The organism is Actinoplanes aureus (assembly GCF_015704865.1).
Classification (GTDB): domain Bacteria; phylum Actinomycetota; class Actinomycetes; order Mycobacteriales; family Micromonosporaceae; genus Actinoplanes; species Actinoplanes aureus.
In genome coordinates this window covers 226,294-249,114 of sequence record NZ_JADQTO010000008.1, presented here as the reverse complement: position 1 = coordinate 249,114, position 22,821 = coordinate 226,294, and the positions used below count along the sequence as shown (strand labels likewise).

Here is a 22,821-nt window from a genome sequence, read left to right as displayed (position 1 = left end):
TGGTGAATAGAGGCTCAGCGGGTGGTGATGACCGCGGTGATGTGCGGCCCGTCGGCATCGGTCCGGATCAGGTACCGGTAGTGCTCGCCGGGTACCGCGTCGCCCGCGTCGTCGAGGTACTCCCACTCGACCGACACCAGGGACAACATGGCGGACAGCGGCAGCACGTCGAGCACCTTCGCGTGTGCGGCCACGATCCGCTGCTCCCGGTACGCGGGCGCCGCGCCCAGGAACGACAGGGCCACCGCCGCGGGCGAGCTGAACGTGAAGCTGTACGAGTCGGAGACGACGAGTCCGGGCAGCGTGTGACAGCCGGCGATGGTGGCGACGTCGCCCGTGGTGAGGGCGGTGCCGTAACGCCCGAAGAAGTCGGCGAGCTGGTCGAGTTCGGCCGGGGCAGTCATGGCGCCGCGCATTCCCACCGATCGACGCCCGCAAACCTCGGCCCGCGCGACCAGCCCGGACTGAGAGGATCGGGAGGTGGACCCCGCCTTGCGATGGCTAGCAAGACGGACGTACGGTTTACCAAGAGATGTGAACCGAGAGTTAGGCATACCTAACCCGAAGGTCGCCCTTTCGGTGCGAAAGACTTGACTTCCAGTCGCTGGGTGTGAAGGAGATGACGGTGGCCAGCCTCGACACCTTTGGTGCGAAGAGCGAGCTGCGCGTCGGAGACGCGAGCTACGAGATTTTCACGATCGACAAGGTGAAGGGGCACGATCGCCTGCCCTACTCCTTGAAGATCCTCCTGGAGAACCTGCTGCGTACTGAGGACGGCGCGAACATCACCGCCGACCACATCAACGCGCTCGGCAGCTGGGACCAGAACGCCGACCCCAGCGTCGAGATCCAGTTCACCCCGGCACGGGTGCTGATGCAGGACTTCACCGGCGTTCCCTGCGTGGTCGACCTGGCCACCATGCGTGAGGCCGTCAAGGAACTGGGCGGCGACCCCACCAAGGTCAACCCGCTGGCTCCCGCCGAGCTGGTCATCGACCACTCGGTCATCGCCGACCTGTTCGGCCGCGCGGACGCCTTCCAGCGCAACGTGGACCTGGAGTATCAGCGCAACCGCGAGCGCTACCAGTTCCTGCGCTGGGGCCAGACCGCGTTCAACGAGTTCAAGGTCGTACCGCCGGGCACCGGCATCGTGCACCAGGTGAACATCGAGTACCTGGCTCGGACGATCATGGAGCGCAACGGGCAGGCTTACCCGGACACGGTTGTCGGCACCGACTCGCACACCACGATGGTCAACGGCCTGGGCGTGCTGGGCTGGGGCGTCGGCGGCATCGAGGCCGAGGCCGCCATGCTCGGCCAGCCGGTCAGCATGCTGATCCCGCGGGTCGTCGGCTTCAAGCTGTTCGGCGAGGCGCCGGCCGGCACCACCGCCACCGACCTGGTGCTCACCATCACCGAGATGCTGCGCAAGCACGGTGTGGTCAGCAAGTTCGTCGAGTTCTACGGCCCCGGCGTGAGCGCCGTGCCGCTGGCGAACCGGGCCACCATCGGCAACATGTCGCCGGAGTACGGCTCGACCGTCGCGATCTTCCCGATCGACGAGCAGACCATCGACTACCTCAAGCTCACCGGTCGCACCGAGCAGCAGGTCGCGCTCGTCGAGGCCTACGCGAAGCGCCAGGGCCTCTGGCTGGACCCGAACGCCGAGCCGGACTACTCGGAGAAGCTCGAGCTGGACCTCTCCACGATCGTCCCGTCGCTGGCCGGCCCGAAGCGCCCGCAGGACCGCGTCCCGCTGAACGCCGCCAAGCCGATGTTCCGCGACGCCCTCAAGAACTACGTGCAGCCGCAGGGCCACGCGGACGAAGCCAGCGACGAGTCCTTCCCGGCCAGCGACTCGCCGGCCAACGGCGTCGACGACCCGGCCGACAAGCCGCACGTCTTCAGCGCCGCCGCCGGCGCGAACGGCCGCCCGTCCAAGCCGACCCTGGTCAAGGGCGAGGACGGCAACGAGTACGAGCTGGACCACGGCGCGGTCGTGATCGCCGCCATCACGTCCTGCACGAACACGTCGAACCCGCAGGTCATGATCGGTGCCGCCCTGCTCGCCAAGAAGGCCGTCGAGCGTGGCCTGACCCGCAAGCCGTGGGTCAAGACCACCCTCGCCCCGGGCTCCAAGGTCGTCTCCGACTACTACGACCGGTCCGGCCTCACGCCGTACCTGGACAAGATCGGGTTCAACCTGGTCGGCTACGGCTGCACCACGTGCATCGGCAACTCCGGCCCGCTGCCCGAGGAGATCTCGGCCGCGATCAACGAGGCCGACCTGACTGCGGTCAGCGTGCTCTCCGGCAACCGGAACTTCGAGGGCCGGATCAACCCGGACGTCAAGATGAACTACCTGGCGTCCCCGCCGCTGGTCGTCGCGTACGCCCTGGCCGGCTCGATGGACATCGACATCACCACCGAGCCGCTCGGCACCGGCTCGGACGGCAAGCCGGTCTACCTCAACGAGATCTGGCCGTCCGCCAAGGAGATCGACGACACCATCGCGCAGGCCATCGGCGCCGAGGGCTTCAGCACGGCGTACGCGGACGTCTTCGCCGGTGACGAGCAGTGGCAGTCGCTGCCCACCCCGACCGGTGACACGTTCGCCTGGGCAGGTGACTCCACCTACGTGCGCAAGCCCCCGTACTTCGAGGGCATGTCCGCCGACCCGTCGCCGGTGACCGACATCGCCGGTGCCCGCGTCCTGGCCAAGCTGGGCGACTCGGTCACCACCGACCACATCTCCCCGGCCAGCTCGATCAAGCCGGACTCCCCCGCCGGTAAGTACCTCGCCGAGCATGGCGTCCCGCGCGCCGAGTTCAACAGCTACGGCTCGCGCCGTGGCAACCACGAGGTCATGATCCGGGGAACCTTCGCCAACATCCGGCTGCGCAACCAGCTGCTGAACGATGTCGAGGGCGGCTTCACGGTCAACCACCTGACCGGCGAGCAGACCACCATCTTCGACGCGAGCGTCGCCTACCAGGAGGCCGGCATCCCGCTGGTCATCCTCGCCGGCAAGGAGTACGGCTCGGGCTCCTCGCGTGACTGGGCCGCCAAGGGCACCATGCTCCTCGGCGTCCGCGCGGTCATCGCCGAGAGCTACGAGCGCATCCACCGCTCCAACCTGATCGGCATGGGCGTCCTGCCCCTGCAGTTCCCGCAGGGCCAGAACGCCGAGTCGCTCGGCCTCACCGGCACCGAGACCTTCTCGTTCACCGGCGTCACCGAGCTCAACGAGGGCCGCACGCCGCGCACGGTCAAGGTCACCACGGACACCGGCATCGAGTTCGAGGCGGTCGTCCGCATCGACACGCCCGGCGAGGCGGATTACTACCGCAACGGCGGCATCCTGCAGTACGTCCTCCGCAAGATGCTCCGCGGCTGATCTCTTCCAGATCATCCCGACGCCCTGCCTTCCGGTTCCGGAAGGCAGGGCGTCACCCTTTTCAAACCCCTTCGTGGTACGCCCTACGAACAGGTACCCGGGCTACGACGCGAGCCGGGTGCCACTCCAGGCCGCAGCGCGGCCGCCGGGCTCAAGCAGCGGGTCCGAGCAGGTCCCACTTGTTGCCGGCGATGTCCAGGAAGACGGCGATCTCGCCATAGGACTCGGTTCGCGGCTCCTTCAGGAAACGCACGCCGTGCGCGACCATCCGCTGATAGGTCGCGTCGAAGTCGTCGACCCGCAGGAAGAAGCCCACCCGCCCGGCCATCTGGTCGCCGACCGCCGCCACCTGCCGCTCGCCGTCGGCCCGGGCCAGCAGCAGTCCGGTCCCGCCACCCGGCGGGCGGACCACCACCCAGCGTTTCGGCCGACCGTCGTTGGTCAGCGACGGCGAGTCCTCGGTCAGCGCGAAACCGAGCACCTCGGTGAAGAACTCGATCGCCGGGTCGTACTCCTCGACGATCACCGCTACCAGGTCGACGTGCATCAGGGCTGGTATCCCGTCTTGTCGGCATCGGTGATCTCGCGCAGCACCCGGGCCGGGTTCCCGACCGCGACCACCCCGGCCGGGATCGACCGGGTCACCACACTCCCGGAGCCGATGATCGTGTCATCGCCGATGGTCACGCCCTGGTTGATGGTGACGCCACCGCCGACCCACACGCGATCGCCGATGACGACCGGTTTGGCGTAACACCCGCCGGCCACCCGCTCGGCCGCGTCGATCGCGTGGTTCGAGGTGTAGATGCCGACCTTCGGCCCGAAGAGCACGTGATCCCCGATGGTGATGCCTCCACCGTCCAGCATCACGCAGTCGAAGTTGGCGTAGAAGTCGCGGCCGATGCGGATGTTGAAGCCGAACTCGCACCGGAACGTCGGCTCGAAGTAGCAGTTCTCACCCACCGCACCGAGCAGCCGCCGCAGGATCGCTTCGCGGGTCGCCGGCGCCTGCCCGAAGCTGTGGTTGTACTCAGTGGTCGCAAGCACGGTCCGTTGCCGCGCCCGCACCAGCTCATCGGTGAGGTCGTTGTACATCCGGCCGGTGAGCATGTGCTCCCGCTGGGCTTCAAGCGTCACGGCATTCCTTGATCGTCGATGGTGTCCCGCCGGATACACCCTGCCCCACAACCGTTCCGGCGTCACCGCGAACACACCGCCGGCGGGTTAGGGTCGCCCGGTGCCCACACCTGAACAGATGATCGTCGCCGCGGCTCAGACGGAGCTGCGTCCGCTGGGTCTGCGCCGCCACAAGCGCACCCGCATCTGGGTCGAGGATCGCGGCTGGTGGCTGCTCTTCGTGGAGTTCGAGCGGGCCCGCGCCGATACCCGGCTGGGTGTCGGCGCCACCTTCCTCTGGGGCCCGATCCGCGAGTTCAGCTACGACTACGGCGGCAAGCTGTACTGGCGGGAAGACACCGGCGACTTCGCCACCGAACGCCCCGAGGACGGCCACGTGTGGGTGCAGAACATCCGGCACGTCCGAGACGACCAGTTCGCCGCCGACCTGGACCAGATCACCGGCATCGCCCGGCGACGGGTCGTCGAGGTGCGCCAGGAGATCGGGACGCCGGCCGACGTCGCTCGCTCGCTGTCCGCCCCGCAGAGCAGGGTCGGCGCGACGTCGTGGTGGCACGCGTTCCACACCGGCGCGGCGGCCGGCCTGAGCGGGGACGCCGAGCTGGCCCGCAAGCACTTCGACCGGATCCGCCCCGACCGTCTGGCCGTGGATTGGGAGCGCGAACTCGGCCGCCGGGCGGCCGCCCTCAGCGCGATGGCGGACGATCCGCCGGCGCTCTACCGGCGGCTGGCGGACGAGATCACCGACACCCGCGCGAAGCTCGGCCTGTCGGACACGCCACTCGGTACGCCACCCGAGCCCGCGTGGTGAATAGGCTTCGGGAATGGATGACAAGACTGTGCTGAGCCGGATCAGCGGCTTGGTCGAGGAAGAGCACACGCTGCGCCAGCAGCTGAGCCAGGGAAAGATCTCCTCGGACGAGGAGCACGCCCGGCTCAAGGAGCTCGAGGAGTCGCTGGATCAGTGCTGGGACCTGCTGCGCCGGCGCCGGGCGGCCCGCTCGGCCGGACTCGACCCGGACGCCGAGCAGGCCCACGGGATCGGCGAGGTGGAGGGTTACCTCCAGTGACGCGGGCCGGGTCTGGGACGCGCGGTCAGCGCAGTCCCGCCTCGTGATGCAGACGCTCGATCAGCCCCTCCGCGTCGACCGGCAGCCCGCGTGAACGGAACCAGTTCGCCACGTTGTTGACGTCGCGGGCGATGAACTCGCCCCCGCGCGGATTGGCGATCACGTCGATGATCTGCGGCAGGTCGATCAGCACCAGCCGGCCGTCGTGAACCATCGTGTTGTACGGCGACAGGTCACCGTGCGCCACCTGCGCCCGGGCCAGCACCGACAGCGCGTCGGTCATCTGCCGCCACAGGTCGGCCAGCCCATCCGAGTCGGTACGCACCTGGGCGAGCCGTGGCGCGGCCTCCCCGGTCTCCCAGTCCCCGATGAACTCCATCATCAGCTCGGTGCCGATCAGCTGCACCGGGTACGGGACGTTGACCAGCCCGCTCTCCTGACCGATCTCCCAAAGCCGGCCCAGCGCACCGAACTCGGCGGCCGCCCACTGCCCGGCGATGAGCTCCTTGCCGAACGCCGTACGGTTCGTCATGGCCCGCATCTCGCGGGACCGCCGCACCCGGCGTCCTTCCAGGTATCCCGCGTCGCGGTGGAACAGCCGGTGTTCGCCGTCGCGATACCGCTTCGCGGCCAGCATGCTGACCTGCCCGGTCGCTGGCAATTCCCGGCGGACGAGGAAGACGTCGGCTTCCTTGCCGGTCTTGAGCATGCCCAGCTCGGTATCGACGGCACCGTGCTCGGTGCGCACCCAGTCGGGACGTGGATCGGGACCGTGCAGTGCACCGTCCCAGGTGGACCAGCGGTCGCCCTCCTCGGGCAGGTCCGGGTCCTCGTGCAGAGCCGGCTCGAGCCGACTGATCTTCAGAAAGTCAGCGTCGTCGTCATCGAACTTGCGACGGCCGCGGCGCATGGTGGTGGAGCTGTAAGGATCGTGCTCGCGCACTGGAGGGTCTCCTCGGAGAAAGAAGTAAACAGGGAAGGCCGGACAGCAGGCATCACAAAGACGGCCATTAGGTCCACCCCCTTCTTTCTCGTCGGGTCGTTCGTGCGCGGTCGACTCTCGCGGATCGCCCTGACCCGCGCAACCTATTTATCTCAGCGGGTCGCCATGATCGCGGAGATGCCCTGGATCACGTTGCCCACCACGTGCGTCGGGGCGAACCGGTTGTCCACCCACTCCCGCCCGCGGTGCAGCCACACGCTGCGCAGGCCCATCGCGGCCGCGCCGCCGATGTCCGCCTCGGGGCTGTCACCCACCACCCAGGCGCCGGCCAGGCGCATCCGCACCCGCTGGGCGGCGAGCGCGAAGATCCGCGGGTTCGGCTTGCTGACCCCGCACTCCTCCGAGATCACCCAGTCGGCGACGTAGCGGTCCAGCCCGGTACGCCGGATCCGCGCCTCCTGCTGCTCCCTCGGCCCGTTGGTGACCACGACCGGGACCAGCCCGGCGTCCCCGGCGATCTCCAGCGCGCAACCCACCATCGGGTCCAGCCGCTCGAACGTCAGCGGCCCCTCGTTCAGCTCGTCCACCACGTCGATGGAGGGGATCCGGAGCTGGTATCGGTCCCGGATCAGGTCCGCGAGATCCCACCGGGAGGTGAGCCCGTCGGCGTCGACCGAGACCAGCCAGTCCAGGTCGTCCTGGGGTGCCGCGATCTCGTCGAGGAAACCTTTCGCCCACAGCCGGAACGCACCGCTGCGGTCGAGCAGGGTGTCGTCCAAAGCCAGGAAGACGAGGGGCACCCGGGCACTTTACGTGAGCGGTGACGGAACCGAACAGTCCAGGAGTGTTAACAAAATGCGGGCGGGATGACGAAATTCGCATCATCCGTTCGGGGGACGGACCAGCTTAAGAAGCCGTACGTACGGATTGCAACGGACCGGGGCACCGTGACACGATCAGCGCGTGCCCCGGGTTAGTCAGGACCAGCTAGACGCGCGTCGCCACGAGATCCTCAGCGCGGCTCGTGCCTGCTTCGCGCGGTTCGGCTACGAGGGCGCCACGGTCCGCCGCCTCGAGGAGGCGACGGGCATGTCCCGTGGTGCGATTTTCCACCATTTTCGCGACAAGGAGTCGTTGTTCCTCGCCGTGGCCGAGGACGACGCCGCCACGATGGTCGAGACGGTCACCCGCAACGGCCTCGTCCAGGTGATGCGCGACCTGCTGGCGCGGGCCGGCAACAGCGAGGGTGACACCGCGGGCTGGCTCGGCACCCAGCTGGAGGTCTCGCACCGGCTGCGGACCGACCCGGCGTTCGCCAAGCGCTGGGCGCAGCGCTCGGCCGCCATCGCCGACGCCACCCGCGAGCGCCTGCAACGCCAGCACGACGCCGGGGTGCTGCGCAAGGACGTGCCGGTCGAGGTGCTCACCCAGTTCCTCGAGCTGGCCTACGACGGCCTGGTCCTGCACCTGGCCACCGGCCGCCCGCCCGGCGAGCTGCTCCACGTCCTCGACGTCGTCGAAGAGGCCGTCCGCCGCCACTGACCGCTCGCTGCGAGGCGCCGGAGATGCGCCGCCCCCGGGGTGGCGGGCGCATCCTCCGGATCGACTCGGAGCGGATCAGGCCTTGTCGAAAAAGCCCAGGACCAGCTTGATCCGGCCGTCGGCGTCCCGCTCGGCCACGTCGAAGCCGATGACCAGCGGCTCCTCGCCGGGTCGGCCCAGATGCCAGGTGAATCGCGCCTGGTCGTGGTGGGCGTCGAGCAGCCCGCCGGGGCTGAAGACCAGGCCGGGGAACCGTTGGTGCACCTCGCCGATCAGCGCACTCAGCGCGTCCCGGCCCTCGACCGTGGCGATCGGGTCGGAGTAGCGCACGTCCGCCGTGAAGACGTCGTCGATGCCGGCGCGGCGGGCCTGCGGCTCGGTCTCGTTCCAGATCGCCAGATAACGCTGCACTGTCGTGTCGAAATCACTCATGGCTCCACCGTGCCCGTCCCGGGTAAGGGCGTCGATTACCTCAGAGGTCATGGCGGCCGCGGGCCGGTGCTGCCTACAGTCCGGGCATGAGTGACGTGGGACGACTGCTGCGGACCTGGCGCGACGACCGGCGGATGAGCCAGCTCGACCTGGCCGTGCGGGCCGGCGTCTCCACCCGCCATCTGTCCTTCGTGGAGACCGGGCGTTCCCGGCCGACCAGCGAGATGATCCTGCGGCTCGCCGAGGAGCTCGAAGTCCCGCTGCGGTCCCGCAACGAGCTGCTGCTCGCCGGCGGGTACGCGCCCGCCTACTCCGAGTCCGAACTGGACGCGACACCGCTGTCGACGGTCCTGGCCGCACTCCGCAACGTGCTGGCCGGACACGATCCCTGCCCCGCGGTGCTGGTGGACCGGCACTGGACCATGGTCGACGCCAACACCGCGGTGGCCCGGTTCACCGCCGGGTGCGCGCCCCACCTGCTCGAACCACCGGTCAACGTACTGCGGCTCGCGCTGCACCCGGACGGCATGGCGCCACGGATCGGCAACCTGGCCGAGTGGCGTACGCACATCCTGCACCGCCTCGACCGGCAGGCCGCCGCCACCGGCGACCCGGTGCTGCGGGACCTGCGCACCGAGCTCACCGGTTACCCCGGCGGTCTGGTAGCCGATCGGCCCGACGGCCTGGTCGTCCCGCTGAAGTACGAGGAGCTCAGCTTCTTCAGCATCACCTCGGTGCTCGGCACCCCGCGCGACGTCACCCTCTCCGAACTGGCGATCGAGGCGTTCCTGCCGGCCGACCCGGCCACAGCGGACGCGTTGCGGTTTCAGATGGCAGGATCGGTGCATGGATCTCGGGCTGGCTGATCGCGTCTACATCCTCACCGGAGCCTCGCGCGGGCTCGGTTTCGCCACCGCGCAGGCGCTCGTCGCCGACGGCGCCCGGGTGGTGATCTCGTCCCGCTCCGAGGACCGGGTCGCCGAAGCGGTCGAGGATCTCGGCGGTGCCGAGCACGCCGTCGGCGTGACGGCCGACCTGGGCGACCCGGCAACCCCGCGCGAGCTGGTCGACACCGCACAGGAGAGGTTCGGCCGGCTCGACGGCGCCCTGATCTCGGTCGGCGGCCCGACGCCGGGCACCGCCGCCAGCATGACCGACGACCAGTGGCGCGCCGCGTTCGAGACCGTCTTCCTCGGCTCCATGCGGGCGGCCCGCACGTTCGCGTCGGCGCTGCCCGAGGGCGGTGCGATCGGTCTGGTGCTCTCCACCTCGGTGAAGACACCGCTGGCCGGGCTCGGACTTTCCAACGGCCTGCGGCCGGGCCTGGCGATGGCCGCCAAGGACATGGCGGACGAGTACGGCCCGCGCGGCGTGCGGGTACTAAGCATCCTGCCGGGCCGGTTCATGACCGACCGCAACCGGGAACTCTTCGCCGCCACCGGCGACCCGGCGACCGCCGCGGCTGAGGTGGCCGAGGCGATCCCGCTGCGCCGCATCGGCGAACCCCCGGAGTACGGGCGGGTGGCGGCGTTCCTGCTCTCCCCGGCGGCCAGCTACATGACCGGCGTCGCGGTGTCCGTCGACGGCGGCTCGCTGCGCGGCCTGTGACCACTCACCGCCCGACCCCCACCAACCGCGCCGGCGATGCCCGGCACGCCGCAGGCAACGCCCAGCACGCCGCAGGCAGTGCGCAGCACGCCCCCGGTCCGGCCGGAACGTTGCGCAAGCCGACCCCGGCCGAGATCGCGGCAGCGGCCGGGCGGACCATTCCGGATCTGATCGGGCCCGACCTGAAGGTGCTCTTCTCCGGAATCAATCCCAGCCTGTACTCGGCCGCCACCGGGCACCATTTCGCCCGGCCCGGCAACCGGTTCTGGCCGGCGCTGCACGCCGCCGGCTTTACCGACCGCGTGCTGCACCCCTCCGAACAGCATCTGCTGCCCGCCCTCGGCCTCGGCATCACCAACGTCGTGGCGCGGGCCACCGCCCGCGCCGACGAGCTCACCCCGGACGAACTGGTCAAAGGTGGAGACCTTCTCACCGATCTGGTACGCCGGATAGCGCCCCACCACGTCGCGGTGCTCGGAGTGACCGCCTACCGGACGGCGTTCGGCCGCCCGAAAGCGCGGATCGGCCCGCAGCCGGAGACGATCGCCGGGGTGCCGGTGTGGGTGCTCCCCAACCCGAGCGGCCTGAACGCCCACTTCCAGCTCGCCGACCTCGCCGAGGAGTTCGCCCGGCTGCGGGCCGCCCTCTAACCGGCCGCGACGATCTCCAGTTCGATCAGCCAGTCCTTCTCCAGGGTCTGCACCACGATCGCGGTCGTCGGGATCGCCCGGCCGCCCAGCGCGGCCACCCGAGCCGCGGCGTTCTCCTCCGCGTACGCCACGTCACGCAGGTAACTGGTCTGCCGGACGATGTTGTCGACCGTCATCCCGGCCGAGGCGAGGATGGCCCGGATGTTGTCCCAGACGAGTTCGAGCTGCTCGGTCAGCGTCGCACCGGGCCGCCCGGCGGGATCCAGGCCCATGGTGCCGGAGATGAAGAGCATCCGCGGGGCCCCGCGGACCTCCACGGCGTGGACGTAGTCGCCGGTGGCCGGATAGACCCCGTCGACGGGATTGTGCGTAACCAACTCCATTCCGCTCATCCGGCCAGGATGAACGGACCGGCCCGCCGACCGCGATCTCATTTCCGTCAGTGAACCTGGTCAGTCGCGATACAGGTCGTCGCCGGGCCGGGGTGGGAGGACCCGCTGCTCGTGGATCACCGTCTCCCGGCGGAACCGATCGGCCGACGGGTGCCAGGCCTCGTCGATCGGGCCCATCAGGCCACCGCCGATGCCCTTACCGCGAGCCCAGACGGCGAACCGCATCAGCGCGGTGAGCAGCAGCGCCACCACCACGATCAGAACCAGGAACTCCATCACGGCTCCACGGTAGCCGGGGGAACGGTGACGATCTCCACCTCGCCCTCGTAGCGCGGCGGGCTCACCGCGAACTGCGTCCGGTACAGCTCAGCGTAGAGCCCGCCGGCCGCCACCAGGTCGTCGTGCCGGCCCCGCTCGACGATGCGGCCGTGGTCCAGCACCAGGATCTGGTCGGCCTCGCGGATCGTGGAGAGCCGGTGTGCGATCACCAGCGCGGTCCGGCCGCGCAACGCCTCGGCGAGCGCCCGTTGCACCGCCGCCTCCGACTCGCTGTCCAGGTGCGCGGTCGCCTCGTCGAGGATCACGATCGACGGCTGTTTGATCAGCAGCCGGGCGATCGCGATGCGCTGTTTCTCGCCGCCGGAGAACCGGTAGCCGCGCTCACCCACCACCGTGTCGAGACCGTCCGGCAGCGCCCGGACAAGGCCGGCCACCTGGGCGCCCTCCAAGGCCGCCCACATCTGCTCCTCGGTCGCGCCGGGTCTCGCGTACCGCAGGTTCTCGGCGATCGTCTCGTGGAACAGGTGCGAGTCCTGGGTGACCACACCGACCGTGTCGCGCAACGATTCGAGGGTCGCGTCCCGCACGTCCACGCCGCCGATCAGCACCGCGCCGCTCGTCACGTCGTAGACCCGGGAGACCAGCATCGACGTGGTCGACTTGCCCGCACCGGACGGGCCGACGAGAGCCACCATCTGCCCGGGCTCGACGGTGAAGCCGAGTCCGTCGAGCACCGTTTCGTTCTCCCGCCGATCGAGGGTCACGACGTCCTCGAGGGTGGCCAGGGAGACCTCGTCCGCACTCGGGTAACGGAACCGGACGTCGCGGAACTCGATCCGGCCGGTCCCGGCCGGAATGGGCGTGGCATCCGGTTTCTCGGCGATGCCGGGTTTCAGGTCGAGCACCTCGAAGACCCGGTCGAAGGAGACCAGCGCGCTCATCACGTCGACCCGGACGTTGCTCAGCGCGGTGAGCGGACCGTACAGCCGGGTGAGCAGGAGCGCGAGGGTGACGACGGTGCCGGCCGAGACCTCACCGCGGACGGCGAGCCAGCCGCCCAGACCGTACGTCAGCGCCTGCGCGAGTGACGCGACCAGCAGCATCGCCACGAAGAAGGTCCGCGAGTACATCGCCTGCTGCACGCCGATGTCGCGGACCCGCTCGGCGCGCTCGCCGAACCGGGCCGCCTCGGCGTCGGGCCGGCCGAACAGCTTGACCAGCAGCGCCCCGGAGACGTTGAAGCGCTCGGTCATCGTCGCGTTCATCTTCGCGTCGAGGTTGTACGACTCCCGGGTGATCTCCGCGAGCCGCTTGCCGACCCGGCGGGCCGGGATGATGAAGACCGGCAGGAGCACCAGCGACAGCACGGTGATCGGCCAGGAGAGGCTGAGCATGACAACCGCGGTGAGCACCAGCTGGATGACGTTGCTCAGCACGCCGGACAGCGTCGAGGTGAACGCCCGCTGGGCACCCACCACGTCGTTGTTGAGCCGGCTCACCAGCGCACCGGTCTGCGTCCGCGTGAAGAACTGCAGCGGCATGCGCTGGACGTGGTCGTAGACCCGGGTCCGCAGGTCGAGGATGATCCCCTCGCCGATGCGCGCCGAGTACCACCGCTGGGCCAGGGAGAGCAGAGCGTCGGCGACCGCCAGGGCGGCGATCAGCAGCGCGACGCGCACCACGGTGTCGGCCGCGTCCGGACCGCCGCCGGTGATCGCGTTGATCACGTGACCGGCGAGCAGCGGCGTGGCCACCCCGATGCCGGCCGCGATCACCACGGTCACCAGGAAGACCGAGATGTCTCGCCGGTAGGGCTGAGCGAACCGCACGATCCGCCGGGCTGTACCGCTCTTGACCTGGTGTTTGTTCACCTGGTCGGAATTCTGGATCGAACGCAGCATGCTCCAGCTGGGCATGGACATGCGTCACCTCCCGGGGCGTCGCTCGACGGGCAGGACAGAGTCTGCCGCGTGGGTACGACAACCCGGGAGGTAAGGACGCTATTCCTCGACTACTCCCCGGAGCCCAGCAGTTCGCTGAGCCGGCGGGTCTGGGCCTCACGTTCGGCCCGGTCCTGCTCCGCGTACGTCCGGGCGGACGCACCCGTGAGCAGGGCTTTGATCTCCGACACGGCACCCGCGTCACCGGCCAGCACGGCCGCGGCCAGATCGGCCACCGCCGCGTCCAGCTCGGCTCGTGGCACCACCGCGGTGGCCAGACCGATCCGGTCCGCCTCGTCCGCCGAGATCCGCCGGCCGGTCACGCAGATCTCCAACGCCCGGGACGGACCGACCAGCTCGGTGAGCCGCTTCGTTCCGCCCAGATCGGGCACCAGACCGAGGGCCACCTCGGCCATCGAGAACCGCGCGTCGTCCGCGAGAACTCGCATGTCGCAGTTCAGCGCGAGCTGAAAGCCGGCCCCGATCGCGTGCCCTTGCACAGCCGCGATCGTCACAATGGACGGACTGCGCAACCAGGTGAACGCGGTCTGGAACACGGCAATCTGATCCGCGCACTCCGAGGCGGACAACTGTGCTAGCCGGGCCAGCGAAGAATCGCCGTCGCCGCGCGCCACCGACAGATCCAGGCCGGCCGAAAACGCGCGTCCCTCGGCGCGGACAATGACGACGCGGACGTCGCCCGTTAATTTCTGTGAAATGTTGCCGAGCTCCGTCCACATGGCCGGAGTCTGGGCATTGAGAACGTTGGGCCGGTCCAACGTCACCGTGGCGACCGGCCCATCCTGTTCGTAGCGAACGCCTACCTCGTCGGCGGTTGCCGGCCGGGCGTCGGCGGCCGTCACGCCTTCTTGCGGCGGCGGGCGCCACCACGCTGGCGCAACTGCACGCCCGATTCGGTGAGCACCCGGTGTACGAATCCGTAGGAACGTCCGGTGGAAGCGGCCAGTGCGCGGATGCTCTCGCCGGAGGTGTATCGCTTCACCAGGTCCTTGGCGAGCGACTGCCGCTCGCTACCGACGATTCGACGACCCTTCTCAGTACTGGTAGCTGTGCCAGTGGCTGCCATCTTGAATCCTCACGTCGCAGACAGTGCGGTCAGATACGGTCCCACCTATTACACCGTCTCCAACGATCATGCGCCAGGCATCCGGCCCGCGTGAACGTGCCCATTTATTACTGTCAGGAACTTGACGGTTACCACGGGCATCAATGTCAGACAGTTTGTAGACAGCACACTGCGCGGCAATTCCAGCGGAGCGCGACTCCCGCCCTCGCTCCGCCAAGACCATCGATCACCTGCGGAAACACTCGATCGAGGCAACCCGCAGGTGGGGGCGATGACCGCTCCGGAGAGTGACGAGATCGCTCCAAGGGGTTAGGACGCGACGCCCGTTCGCGCGCCCGACCTGCCCCCAAACGCCCGAACATCGCACTGTCTGTGTGGGCACCAGTTGACAACTGACGATGCGAGGCTCAAGCGAGCTCGACGAGCTCCAGGAGATCGTCGCTCCACGCGTCCTCGTCGCCGTCCGGCAACAGGATCGCCCGGTCCGGCTTGAGCGCCTGCACGCAGCCGGCGTCGTGGGTGACCAGCACGATCGCGCCCGGGTAGTTGGCGATGGCGTCGAGCACCTGCTCCCGGCTCACCGGGTCGAGGTTGTTCGTCGGCTCGTCCAGCAGCAGCACGTTGGCGCCGGAGCAGACCAGCGTGGCCAGGGCCAGACGGGTCTTCTCCCCGCCGGAGAGCACCCCGGCCGGCTTGTCGACGTCGTCACCCGAGAAGAGGAACGCGCCGAGGATCTTCCGCAGCTCGGTGTCGGTCTGCTCGGATCCGGCGCTGCGCATGTGCTCCAGGATCGTGCGGTCCACGTCGAGCGTCTCGTGCTCCTGGGCGTAGTAGCCCAGGCGCAGGCCGTGGCCCGCGCGGACCTCGCCGGTGTCCGGCTCGAGGAGACCGCCCAGCATCCGCAGCAGGGTGGTCTTGCCGGCGCCGTTCAGGCCGAGGATGGCCACCCGGGAGCCCCGGTCGACCGCCACGCTGACGTCGGTGAAGATCTCCAGCGACCCGTACGACTTCGACAGCCCGGACGCGGTCAGCGGAGTCTTGCCGCACGGTGCGGGACTCGGGAACCGGACCTTCGCCACCTTGTCCGAGGCGCGGGTCTCCTCCAGGCCGCCGAGCAGCTTCTCGGCGCGGCGGGCCATGTTCTGCGCGGCGACCGTCTTGGTGGCCTTCGCCCGCATCTTGTCGGCCTGGGCCATCAGGGCTCCGGCCTTCTTCTCCGCGTTCGCACGCTCCCGGCGGCGGCGGCGCTCGTCGGTCTCCCGCGCTTCGAGGTACGTCTTCCAGCCCATGTTGTACATGTCGACGACCGAGCGGTTCGCGTCGAGGTACCACACCTTGTTGACGGCGGCGTCGAGCAGCTCCACGTCGTGGCTGATCACGATGAGCCCACCCTTGTGCTGGGCCATGTAGCCACGCAGCCAGGCGATGGAGTCGTGGTCGAGGTGGTTCGTCGGCTCGTCCAGCAGCAGGATGCCCTTGCCGTTCTGCCCGGAGTTGGCGAACAGGATGCGGGCCAGCTCGATCCGGCGGCGCTGACCGCCGGAGAGCGTGCCGATCGTCTGGGCCAGGGCCCGGTCCGGCAGCCCGAGGTTCGCGCAGATCCGCGCCGCCTCGGCCTCGGCACCATACCCACCCAGGGCGGAGAACTGGTCCTCCAGCTGGCCGTAGCGCCGGACCAGCTTGTCGTCGGAGCTCTCCTCGAGCTGCACCTCGAGCTTCTGCATCTCGGCGAGGATGGCGTCCAGGCCACGGGCCGACAGCACCCGGTCGCGGCCGGTCACGTTCAGGTCGCCGGTACGCGGGTCCTGCGGCAGGTAGCCGATCTCACTGGTCCGCTCGACGGTCCCCGCGTACGGAATCCCCTCGCCGGCCAGCACCTTCAGCGTGGTGGTCTTGCCCGCGCCGTTGCGGCCGACCAGGCCGATCCGGTCGCCGGGCTGCACCCGCAGGGTGGTCGGAGAGATCAGGATTCGCGCGCCGGCGCGAAGTTCCAGTCCGGTGGCGGTGATCATGAAATTTCTCGCTCTCGGTGATCGGGCTGACTCAGGGCGCAAGAAAGCGCCGGCCATCGGCTGGGGATGGTCGGCGCCTGGGCAGGTCAGCCTTCGCAGAGCAGCACCCGGCCATACTACCGGGCTCGCCCGGGCACCTCCCACCCGATTAATCGGACCCTTCCCACGTGGCCAGGGCGTCAGCGCCGGCGCCGGGTCAGGAGGGTTCGTTCAAAAGATCAACGGGTAATCGCCCGGCAACCGTGGCGAAGGCAGGACGACATGGAATTGAACGAACGCGCCGATATCGACACCAGTCAGGTCAACGACCGCCGGGGCTCGGGCGGCGGCATCGGAGGGCTGCCCATCGGCGGCGGTGGCCTGGCCGGGCTGGTCGTGACCCTGGTGGTCGCACTGGTCGGCGGCTATTTCGGGATCAACACCATGGGCGGCGGCGGGGAGAACAGCGCGCCCAGCTCCGCGCTGGCGGAGTGTGAGCAGCCCAACGCTCTGCAGCACCTGGAGTGCCGCAACACGCTCTACGTCAACTCGATCCAGGCCTACTGGCGCGACGAGCTGCCGAAGTCCTTCGGCGAGCAGTACCAGCCGGCCGACACGAACATCTTCGAAGGCGGCGTGAACACCGCCTGCGGTTCCGCCGACTCGGGCGTCGGTCCGTTCTACTGCCCCGCCGACGACGCGGTGTACATCGACCTCTCCTTCTACCAGGTGCTGGCGAAGCAGCTCGGCGCGTCGGGTGAGTTCGCCCAGCCGTACGTGCTCGCCCACGAGTACGGCCACCACGTGCAGGACGTGCTCGGCACCGAGGCGGAGATGCGCCGCCGGCAGCAGCGCGACCCGGACTCGGCCAACCAGGAGTCGGTGAAGCTGGAGCTCCAGGCCGACTGCTACGCCGGCGCGTGGGCCAACGCCGCGGCGAACACCACCGACGCGGACGGCGACAAGATCTTCACGAGCCTCACCGAACAGGACATCCAGGAAGGCATCCAGGCAGCCGGCCAGATCGGTGACGACACGCTCCAGCAGCGCGGCGGCGGCAAGGTCAACCCGGAGCAGTTCACCCACGGCACGTCCGCACAGCGGCAGCAGTGGTTCCGGGTCGGCTACGAGTCCGGCGACCCGAAGCAGTGCGACACCTTCAAGGCGGGCGCGGTCAGCTAGGCCGGCTCGCGGATCAGGATCGGGACCGCACGGGCCGCGGCCACCGCGGTGACCAGCACCGCGTGCCGCGGCTCGGGCACGTCCAGCAACCTTCCGGTACGCAGCGCGGCCAGCGGCGCCAGCTGAGGAGCCGCGAGGATGGCGTCGACGGCCGTGCGGTCCCCGCCGGTCACGAGAGCGGCGATTACGCGTACCTCCGGAAGGAGAATGCGCCCCACTATGCCGGCGCCGTCCGCGGCGGCTGCCTTGGCCTGGTTGTCCCGGCGGCGCGCGAAGCGCTGCTGCGACCAGCCACCCGCCGCGGTCCGGCCCTGCACGTAGTGCGTGTCCACCTTGGACGCGATCAGCTCCGGGCCGTCGGCGACGCCGACGGCGACCGCGCCCTTGCGCGCCAGCAGCAGGCCGAGCCGGCGCGGCGCCCGCGCCTCGCTGATCAGCTCGGCCACCGTCGTGGCCGGGCCGGCACCGGGCGGCGGCTGGAGCGTCGCGGACGCGCCGTCCGCGGCGATCAAGGTCAACCCCTCTTCGGTGTACGCCCCATGACGCGTCGCGAAGTTCTCCAGCCAGCGGGCCAGCCGCTCCGGCGGGACATCCACCCATTTCCCGCCGCCGGCGGCTGCTCGTTCGCCCATTCTTGTCAGACTACGGTGGCAGGATCCGCCTCATGAGCGACCTTGCCGGGATCCTGATGGAGCGCCTCACCGACGCCTTCGAGTCGGGCCGTGATCCGGTGCGGGCGGTGGGCGCGGCGGCGTACATGCGAGATCAGTTTCCCTTCCTCGGCCTCACCGCGCCGATGCGGCGATCGCTGGCCCGCACCGCCCTGGCCGGCCTCCCCAAACCTGCCGAGACCGACCTGCGCGAGATCGCGCTGGCCTGCTGGGCCCGCGACGAGCGGGAGTTCCAGCACTTCGCCTGCGACTACCTGATCAGGCACGGTGGCGTTCCAGGGCCGGAGTTCCTGACCACCCTGGCCGAGCTGATCACCACGAAGTCCTGGTGGGACACTGTGGACCCACTCGCCACCCGGGTCGTCGGCGGCCTGGTGTCACGGCACCCGGCCCTGGTCGCCCGGATGGACGAGTGGTCAGGAGAGGACGATATGTGGCTGGTGCGGACCGCGATCCTGCACCAGCTGAACTATGGGGCGGAAACCGACACGGACCGGTTGTTCGGCTACTGCGTCGCCCAGGCCGGCCACCGCGACTTCTTCGTGCGAAAGGCGATCGGCTGGGCCCTGCGGCAGTACGCGCGGACCGATCCTGCGGCTGTCCGGGCGTTTCTTGCCGAGCACGGTGGGCGGTTGTCGGCGCTCTCCGTCCGGGAGGCCGCCAAGCATCTGTAACGCCTCAGCCGATCAGCAAGCGGACGGCCAGGAAAGCGATCACCGCGCTGGACACCAGTGCCGTGATCAGGCGGCCACGCCCGCCGGTGAGCACCCGTCCGATCAGCGACCCGCCACCAGCGATCAGCAATTGCCAGCTCGCCGACGCCAGGAACGCCCCGGCCACGAACCACACCCCGCCCCCGGCTCCGCCGTTGCCGAGCACCAGCGCGGCGAAGTAGATGACGGTGGCCGGGTTGAGCAGCGTCAACCCGAGGACCCCGAGGTAGGCCCGCAACGGCGTGGTCGGCCGTTCGGACCGCTCGGTCACACCGGTGCTGCGTACCGCGCCCCAGGCCGTCCACGCGGCCAGACCCAGCAGGACGAACGCGCCCACCCAGCGCAACGGACCGGCGATCGGCGCGATCGCGCCCGCCACCGCCGCTCCCCCGGCGACCGCGACCAGCGCGTATAGGCCGTCAGCGGTCGCAGCGCCCAGACCCGCTGCCGCACCGACCCGCAGCGACGTGCGGGCACTGAGACCCGCGATCAACACGGCGATGGCGCCCACGGGCACAGCGATGCCGTAGCCGGCGACCACACCGGCCAGGAACGGCGCGCTCATGACAGCTGCTGCGTGACCGCCGTTCCGCCGGCGCGCGCCTGCTGTCGCGCGGCCCGATCGGCCACAGCGACAGAGACGGCGAGATACGGCTTCAGCTTGGTCACCCGGCCATCATGGCGCCGCACTCTTCCGGCGGCCACTCAATATTCCGCCCGGAATTGATCACATCGTGCTCCATGACGACCCCGAAGCGTGACCGGCGGCGTCCGGTCTCGTAGGGTCCGATCATGGTCGCTGAACTGATTCTGGTCCGGCACGGGCAGAGCCTGGCGAACGTCGCGTTCCCCGCGGCGGATGCGGAGAATCTCCTGGAAGCAGAGGTCAGTGGACGGGATGCGGAGGTGCCGCTCACCGAGACCGGCGAGGAGCAGGCGAGGGCTCTCGGCGCTTGGCTCGCCGCGCTTCCAGAGCCGCACCGTCCACAAGTGGTAATCACCTCGCCGTACCTGCGGGCACGCGAGACGTGGCGGATCGCGGCCGCGTCGTCGGGATTGGAGCTGCCCGAGCCGCGTACCGACGACCGGCTCGTGGACCGGCTCATGGGTGACCTGGAGCTGCTGACCCGGGCCGCGGTCGAGGCGCGCTTCCCCGACGAGGCGGCACGGCGGGCGGCCGCCGGCGAGTACGACTACGCACCCCCGGGCGGCGAGTCCTTCGCCGACATCGCCGTACGCCTCAAGTCCTTTCTGGACGACCTGAACCGCGACCACGCCGACCGGCGGGTGGTCGTGGTCGCGCACGACGCGGTGGTGCTGATGATGCGCGCGGTGATCGAGCAGCTCTCCTGGGAGGAGGTGCTCGCAGTGGAGGCCGAGGCGGGCAGCGTACGCAACGCGTCGATCACCCGCTTCGACGGCTCGTCCGGAACTCTCGTCCTGGACCGCTACAACGTCATCGATCACCTACCGCCGGCCTGACCCCGATGGCCGCCCCCCACCGCCAGCTGGCCGTTCTCCTCACCGCCGAGGCCATCTCGATGCTCGGCAGCCGGATCACCTTCGTGGCGCTCCCCTGGCTGGTGCTCACCAGCACCGACTCGGCGCTGCTCGCCGGCCTGGCCGGATTCGCCGAGATGCTCCCGTACGTCCTGGCCGGCCTGATCGGCGGCCCGATCGTCGACCGGGTCGGCCCGCGCCCCACCGCCGTGGCCGCGGACGCGGCGAGCGTGCTCGCGGTGGCCGGCATCCCCGTGCTCGCGTACTCCGAGAACGTGTCGCTCAGCGTGCTGCTGGCGCTGATCGCCCTGGCCGGAGCCCTGCGCGGCTTCGGCGACGCGGCCAAGCGCGCCCTGCTGCCCCGCACCATCGCGGCCTCCGGCCTCTCCACCGAACGCGGCACCACGCTCTACGACGGCATCTCCCGTGCCTCCACCCTGATCGGCCTACCGCTGGCCGGGGCGCTGATCGCGGCGCACGGCCCGGCGATCGTGCTGCTCTTCGACGCCGCCTCGTTCGGTGTCTGCGCGTTGCTGCTGGGCGGGCTGGTCCGGATCGGCTCGGCCGACGTCGCGGCCCAACAGGACGAGGAACCCGGGTACGCGGCCGCACTCCGCAACGGCTTCCGCTACGTACGCGAGGACCGGCTGATCCTCGGCATCATGTCGATGCTGTTCATGACGAACATGTTCGACCAGGCGTTCGCGACCGTGTTCGTACCGGTCTGGGTCCGCGATGGCGCGCACGGCCCCGCCGCCCTCGGAGTGGTCGGCACCGCCTTCGGCCTCGGCGCGGTCGCCGGAAACATCCTTTACACGGTCCTGGCCCCACGCCTGCCCCGCCGCCGTACCTTCGGCATCTGTTTCTTCCTGGGCGGCCCAGCCCAGCTGCTCGCGCTGGCCCTCACCGACCGCGTCTGGATCATGCTGGCCACCGCGGTCATCGCCGGGGCGTTGATGTCCACGGTCAACCCGATCCTGCTGGCCGCGGTCTACCGGCGCATCCCGGTACACATGCACGGCCGGGTGATGAGCGTCCTGATCGCCGTCTCCTGGGCCGGCATCCCCTTCGGCAGCGTCTTCGGCGGCTGGGCAACCGACCAGCTCGGCCTGCACACGGCGGCCCTGCTGGCCGCGATCGGATACCTGGCGGTCACGGTCGCGCCTTTCCTCTTCCCGGCCTGGCAGGCCCTCGACCGGCAGAAAACCAAGGCCGTAGTGCCCGCCTAGCCAGCAGCGCGACCGCAAAAGAACAAGCCCCTGAGCCCGTCAGCCCGCAGTGCGACCAGCAGAAGGGCAAGGGATGCCGGGCTCGCCCAGCCCGGCATCCCCGCAACGCGGCCAGCAGAAAGCAGGCCCAGCTAGAGGGCTTCCGTAGTCAGGGTCCCAAGCGGTGATCTTGCTTGGCCCAAGCTCAATGCTGTCTCAACGGCCGCCAGACAACACCCACGTTGGGCCGGAATTGCTTGACCCACGCTCAGTGCTGTCTCGACGGCCGTCAGACAGCACCCACGTTGGGCCGGACAAGTCCTGACCGCGAAGGCACATCTAGCCCGGCAGCCCGGCCCGCAGCTCGGCCGCGTTCGCCAATGCCTCCGCCGCCCGTTCCCGCTGCTCCACGGTGAGTTCCGTCTCGTCCACCCGGGCCAGTGCCGCCCGGGCCGCCTCCGGATCTTCCAGCGTCACCGCGAGCTCAGCCCGATACGCCAGCGCCTCGACCACCACGACCGGATCCTCGCCGGCATCCACCTTGCGCAGCGCGGAGTCCAGAATCCGGGCCGCCTGCCGATGGTCGCCGTGCGAATCAGCCAGCACCACCGCGTTCTCCATCGTGGACGCCAGCCGCCCGGCCGCCTTCGGCGCCTCAACCGGAGGCGAAGCCTCGGCCGAAGGCAACGCACTGATCCGAATCCAGTTCCCACCCGGGTCGATCACGCTGAAACCGGTCACGCCCTCGTTGTTCTTCCGCGCCCGCGGCCGCGTCATCCGAGGGATCCCCGACAGCGGGACCCGGCCGTAGCGAACCCGCAGCCCATCCGCGAACGCCCGATACAGCGCCTTGATATCCGGCACGAGCACCGCGCACGTCCCGTAGGAGTTCTCCGGCTCGAACTCCGGCATGCCGAAAAAGTGCAACTGCAAATCCTCCCGCTGGAGCCCGACATACGGATTCGGCCGGGTCTGGCGATAGACGATCCGGAAACCGAGAGCCTCATAGAAATCGGCAATCACATCGATGGAAGCGCACGGCAGTAGCGGTATAGCAATCTCGTCGGCCATGCCGTCCA

The 22,821-nt window shown here is 69.6% G+C and carries 26 protein-coding genes; 11 read left to right on the top strand and 15 right to left on the bottom strand.

From position 1 onward, the window contains the following. Window positions 1–14: 14 nt before the first annotated feature. The gene (locus I4J89_RS19425; protein WP_196415394.1) at window positions 15–404 is read right to left on the bottom strand and encodes a DUF6841 family protein; all 390 of its coding nucleotides are present in this window, start codon (window positions 402–404) and stop codon (window positions 15–17) included. 206 nt (window positions 405–610) lie between these two features. On the opposite strand from I4J89_RS19425, the gene acnA reads away from it, so the two are divergent. Next, window positions 611–3,397 (top strand): aconitate hydratase AcnA, encoded by a 2,787-nt coding sequence (gene acnA, locus I4J89_RS19420; RefSeq protein ID WP_309238371.1) that lies wholly within the window; start codon window positions 611–613, stop codon window positions 3,395–3,397. 151 nt (window positions 3,398–3,548) lie between these two features. On the opposite strand, the gene I4J89_RS19415 is transcribed toward acnA, so the two are convergent. Together I4J89_RS19415 and I4J89_RS19410 are read right to left on the bottom strand one after the other, a co-directional pair. Continuing rightward, a complete protein-coding gene (locus I4J89_RS19415) occupies window positions 3,549–3,944 on the bottom strand; it encodes a VOC family protein (RefSeq protein ID WP_196415393.1) in 396 nt (131 codons plus the stop codon). Further along, window positions 3,944–4,534, bottom strand: coding sequence for a sugar O-acetyltransferase (locus I4J89_RS19410; RefSeq protein ID WP_196415392.1), 591 nt, complete (start codon window positions 4,532–4,534; stop codon window positions 3,944–3,946). Before I4J89_RS19410 ends, I4J89_RS19415 begins: the two co-directional genes overlap by 1 nt. Before the next feature lie 100 nt (window positions 4,535–4,634). Here I4J89_RS19410 and I4J89_RS19405 point away from each other — a divergent pair, with 100 nt between their 5' ends. Continuing rightward, window positions 4,635–5,345 (top strand): hypothetical protein, encoded by a 711-nt coding sequence (locus I4J89_RS19405; RefSeq protein WP_196415391.1) that lies wholly within the window; start codon window positions 4,635–4,637, stop codon window positions 5,343–5,345. A 13-nt stretch (window positions 5,346–5,358) separates the two neighbouring features. Continuing rightward, window positions 5,359–5,604 (top strand): DUF2630 family protein, encoded by a 246-nt coding sequence (locus I4J89_RS19400; RefSeq protein WP_196415390.1) that lies wholly within the window; start codon window positions 5,359–5,361, stop codon window positions 5,602–5,604. A gap of 25 nt (window positions 5,605–5,629) precedes the next feature. On the opposite strand, the gene I4J89_RS19395 is transcribed toward I4J89_RS19400, so the two are convergent. Together I4J89_RS19395 and I4J89_RS19390 are read right to left on the bottom strand one after the other, a co-directional pair. Next, a complete protein-coding gene (locus I4J89_RS19395) occupies window positions 5,630–6,547 on the bottom strand; it encodes a serine protein kinase RIO (RefSeq protein ID WP_373688142.1) in 918 nt (305 codons plus the stop codon). 152 nt (window positions 6,548–6,699) lie between these two features. After that, window positions 6,700–7,347 (bottom strand): HAD family hydrolase, encoded by a 648-nt coding sequence (locus I4J89_RS19390; protein WP_196415389.1) that lies wholly within the window; start codon window positions 7,345–7,347, stop codon window positions 6,700–6,702. A gap of 163 nt (window positions 7,348–7,510) precedes the next feature. On the opposite strand from I4J89_RS19390, the gene I4J89_RS19385 reads away from it, so the two are divergent. Beyond that, complete coding sequence (locus I4J89_RS19385; protein ID WP_196415388.1) at window positions 7,511–8,089, top strand: TetR/AcrR family transcriptional regulator; 579 nt, start codon at window positions 7,511–7,513, stop codon at window positions 8,087–8,089. A gap of 75 nt (window positions 8,090–8,164) precedes the next feature. On the opposite strand, the gene I4J89_RS19380 is transcribed toward I4J89_RS19385, so the two are convergent. Continuing rightward, window positions 8,165–8,521 carry a nuclear transport factor 2 family protein gene (locus I4J89_RS19380; RefSeq protein WP_196415387.1) on the bottom strand — a complete coding sequence of 119 codons (357 nt, stop codon included), beginning with the start codon at window positions 8,519–8,521 and terminating at the stop codon, window positions 8,165–8,167. Between the two features lie 86 nt (window positions 8,522–8,607). Here I4J89_RS19380 and I4J89_RS19375 point away from each other — a divergent pair, with 86 nt between their 5' ends. From I4J89_RS19375 to mug, 3 genes are all read left to right on the top strand, one after another. Next, window positions 8,608–9,387, top strand: coding sequence for a helix-turn-helix domain-containing protein (locus I4J89_RS19375; protein ID WP_196415386.1), 780 nt, complete (start codon window positions 8,608–8,610; stop codon window positions 9,385–9,387). Then, window positions 9,368–10,129 carry an SDR family oxidoreductase gene (locus I4J89_RS19370; RefSeq protein WP_196415385.1) on the top strand — a complete coding sequence of 254 codons (762 nt, stop codon included), beginning with the start codon at window positions 9,368–9,370 and terminating at the stop codon, window positions 10,127–10,129. The genes I4J89_RS19375 and I4J89_RS19370 overlap by 20 nt, the downstream gene beginning before the upstream one ends. A gap of 110 nt (window positions 10,130–10,239) precedes the next feature. Beyond that, a complete protein-coding gene (gene mug / locus I4J89_RS19365; RefSeq protein ID WP_230859258.1) occupies window positions 10,240–10,779 on the top strand; it encodes a G/U mismatch-specific DNA glycosylase in 540 nt (179 codons plus the stop codon). Here mug and I4J89_RS19360 read toward each other — a convergent pair. From I4J89_RS19360 to I4J89_RS19335, 6 genes are all read right to left on the bottom strand, one after another. Next, the gene (locus tag I4J89_RS19360; RefSeq protein WP_230859194.1) at window positions 10,776–11,171 is read right to left on the bottom strand and encodes a RidA family protein; all 396 of its coding nucleotides are present in this window, start codon (window positions 11,169–11,171) and stop codon (window positions 10,776–10,778) included. The two genes, mug and I4J89_RS19360, sit on opposite strands and share 4 nt — an antisense overlap. 60 nt (window positions 11,172–11,231) lie before the next feature. Next, window positions 11,232–11,450 carry a hypothetical protein gene (locus tag I4J89_RS19355; RefSeq protein WP_196415384.1) on the bottom strand — a complete coding sequence of 73 codons (219 nt, stop codon included), beginning with the start codon at window positions 11,448–11,450 and terminating at the stop codon, window positions 11,232–11,234. Further along, a complete protein-coding gene (locus I4J89_RS19350) occupies window positions 11,447–13,366 on the bottom strand; it encodes an ABC transporter ATP-binding protein (protein ID WP_196415489.1) in 1,920 nt (639 codons plus the stop codon). The genes I4J89_RS19355 and I4J89_RS19350 overlap by 4 nt, the downstream gene beginning before the upstream one ends. 95 nt (window positions 13,367–13,461) lie before the next feature. Further along, entirely contained in the window at window positions 13,462–14,253 is a 792-nt protein-coding gene (locus I4J89_RS19345) for an enoyl-CoA hydratase/isomerase family protein (protein ID WP_196415383.1), read from the bottom strand. Further along, window positions 14,250–14,477, bottom strand: a complete 228-nt coding sequence (locus tag I4J89_RS19340; RefSeq protein WP_014441759.1) for a helix-turn-helix domain-containing protein — start codon at window positions 14,475–14,477, stop codon at window positions 14,250–14,252. Before I4J89_RS19340 ends, I4J89_RS19345 begins: the two co-directional genes overlap by 4 nt. Window positions 14,478–14,884: 407 nt before the next feature. Beyond that, window positions 14,885–16,489 (bottom strand): ABC-F family ATP-binding cassette domain-containing protein, encoded by a 1,605-nt coding sequence (locus I4J89_RS19335; protein WP_196415382.1) that lies wholly within the window; start codon window positions 16,487–16,489, stop codon window positions 14,885–14,887. A gap of 261 nt (window positions 16,490–16,750) precedes the next feature. Between I4J89_RS19335 and ypfJ the strand changes: the two genes are divergently transcribed. Beyond that, window positions 16,751–17,650 (top strand): KPN_02809 family neutral zinc metallopeptidase, encoded by a 900-nt coding sequence (gene ypfJ / locus I4J89_RS19330; protein ID WP_196415381.1) that lies wholly within the window; start codon window positions 16,751–16,753, stop codon window positions 17,648–17,650. Here the strand turns inward: ypfJ and I4J89_RS19325 are convergent. After that, complete coding sequence (locus I4J89_RS19325) at window positions 17,647–18,282, bottom strand: acVLRF1 family peptidyl-tRNA hydrolase (protein ID WP_196415380.1); 636 nt, start codon at window positions 18,280–18,282, stop codon at window positions 17,647–17,649. The two genes, ypfJ and I4J89_RS19325, sit on opposite strands and share 4 nt — an antisense overlap. Window positions 18,283–18,314: 32 nt before the next feature. On the opposite strand from I4J89_RS19325, the gene I4J89_RS19320 reads away from it, so the two are divergent. Then, window positions 18,315–18,995 carry a DNA alkylation repair protein gene (locus I4J89_RS19320; RefSeq protein ID WP_196415379.1) on the top strand — a complete coding sequence of 227 codons (681 nt, stop codon included), beginning with the start codon at window positions 18,315–18,317 and terminating at the stop codon, window positions 18,993–18,995. A gap of 4 nt (window positions 18,996–18,999) precedes the next feature. On the opposite strand, the gene I4J89_RS19315 is transcribed toward I4J89_RS19320, so the two are convergent. After that, window positions 19,000–19,599 (bottom strand): LysE family transporter, encoded by a 600-nt coding sequence (locus I4J89_RS19315; RefSeq protein WP_196415378.1) that lies wholly within the window; start codon window positions 19,597–19,599, stop codon window positions 19,000–19,002. A gap of 227 nt (window positions 19,600–19,826) precedes the next feature. On the opposite strand from I4J89_RS19315, the gene I4J89_RS19310 reads away from it, so the two are divergent. Both I4J89_RS19310 and I4J89_RS19305 read left to right on the top strand, forming a co-directional pair. Then, window positions 19,827–20,516 carry a histidine phosphatase family protein gene (locus tag I4J89_RS19310; RefSeq protein WP_196415377.1) on the top strand — a complete coding sequence of 230 codons (690 nt, stop codon included), beginning with the start codon at window positions 19,827–19,829 and terminating at the stop codon, window positions 20,514–20,516. Window positions 20,517–20,521: 5 nt separating this feature from the next. Next, a complete protein-coding gene (locus I4J89_RS19305) occupies window positions 20,522–21,763 on the top strand; it encodes an MFS transporter (RefSeq protein ID WP_196415376.1) in 1,242 nt (413 codons plus the stop codon). A 318-nt stretch (window positions 21,764–22,081) separates the two neighbouring features. Here the strand turns inward: I4J89_RS19305 and I4J89_RS19300 are convergent, their stop codons facing one another. Further along, window positions 22,082–22,813: a bleomycin resistance protein gene (locus I4J89_RS19300; RefSeq protein WP_196415375.1), complete on the bottom strand. Its 732-nt coding sequence runs from the start codon at window positions 22,811–22,813 to the stop codon at window positions 22,082–22,084. Window positions 22,814–22,821 lie beyond the last annotated feature (8 nt).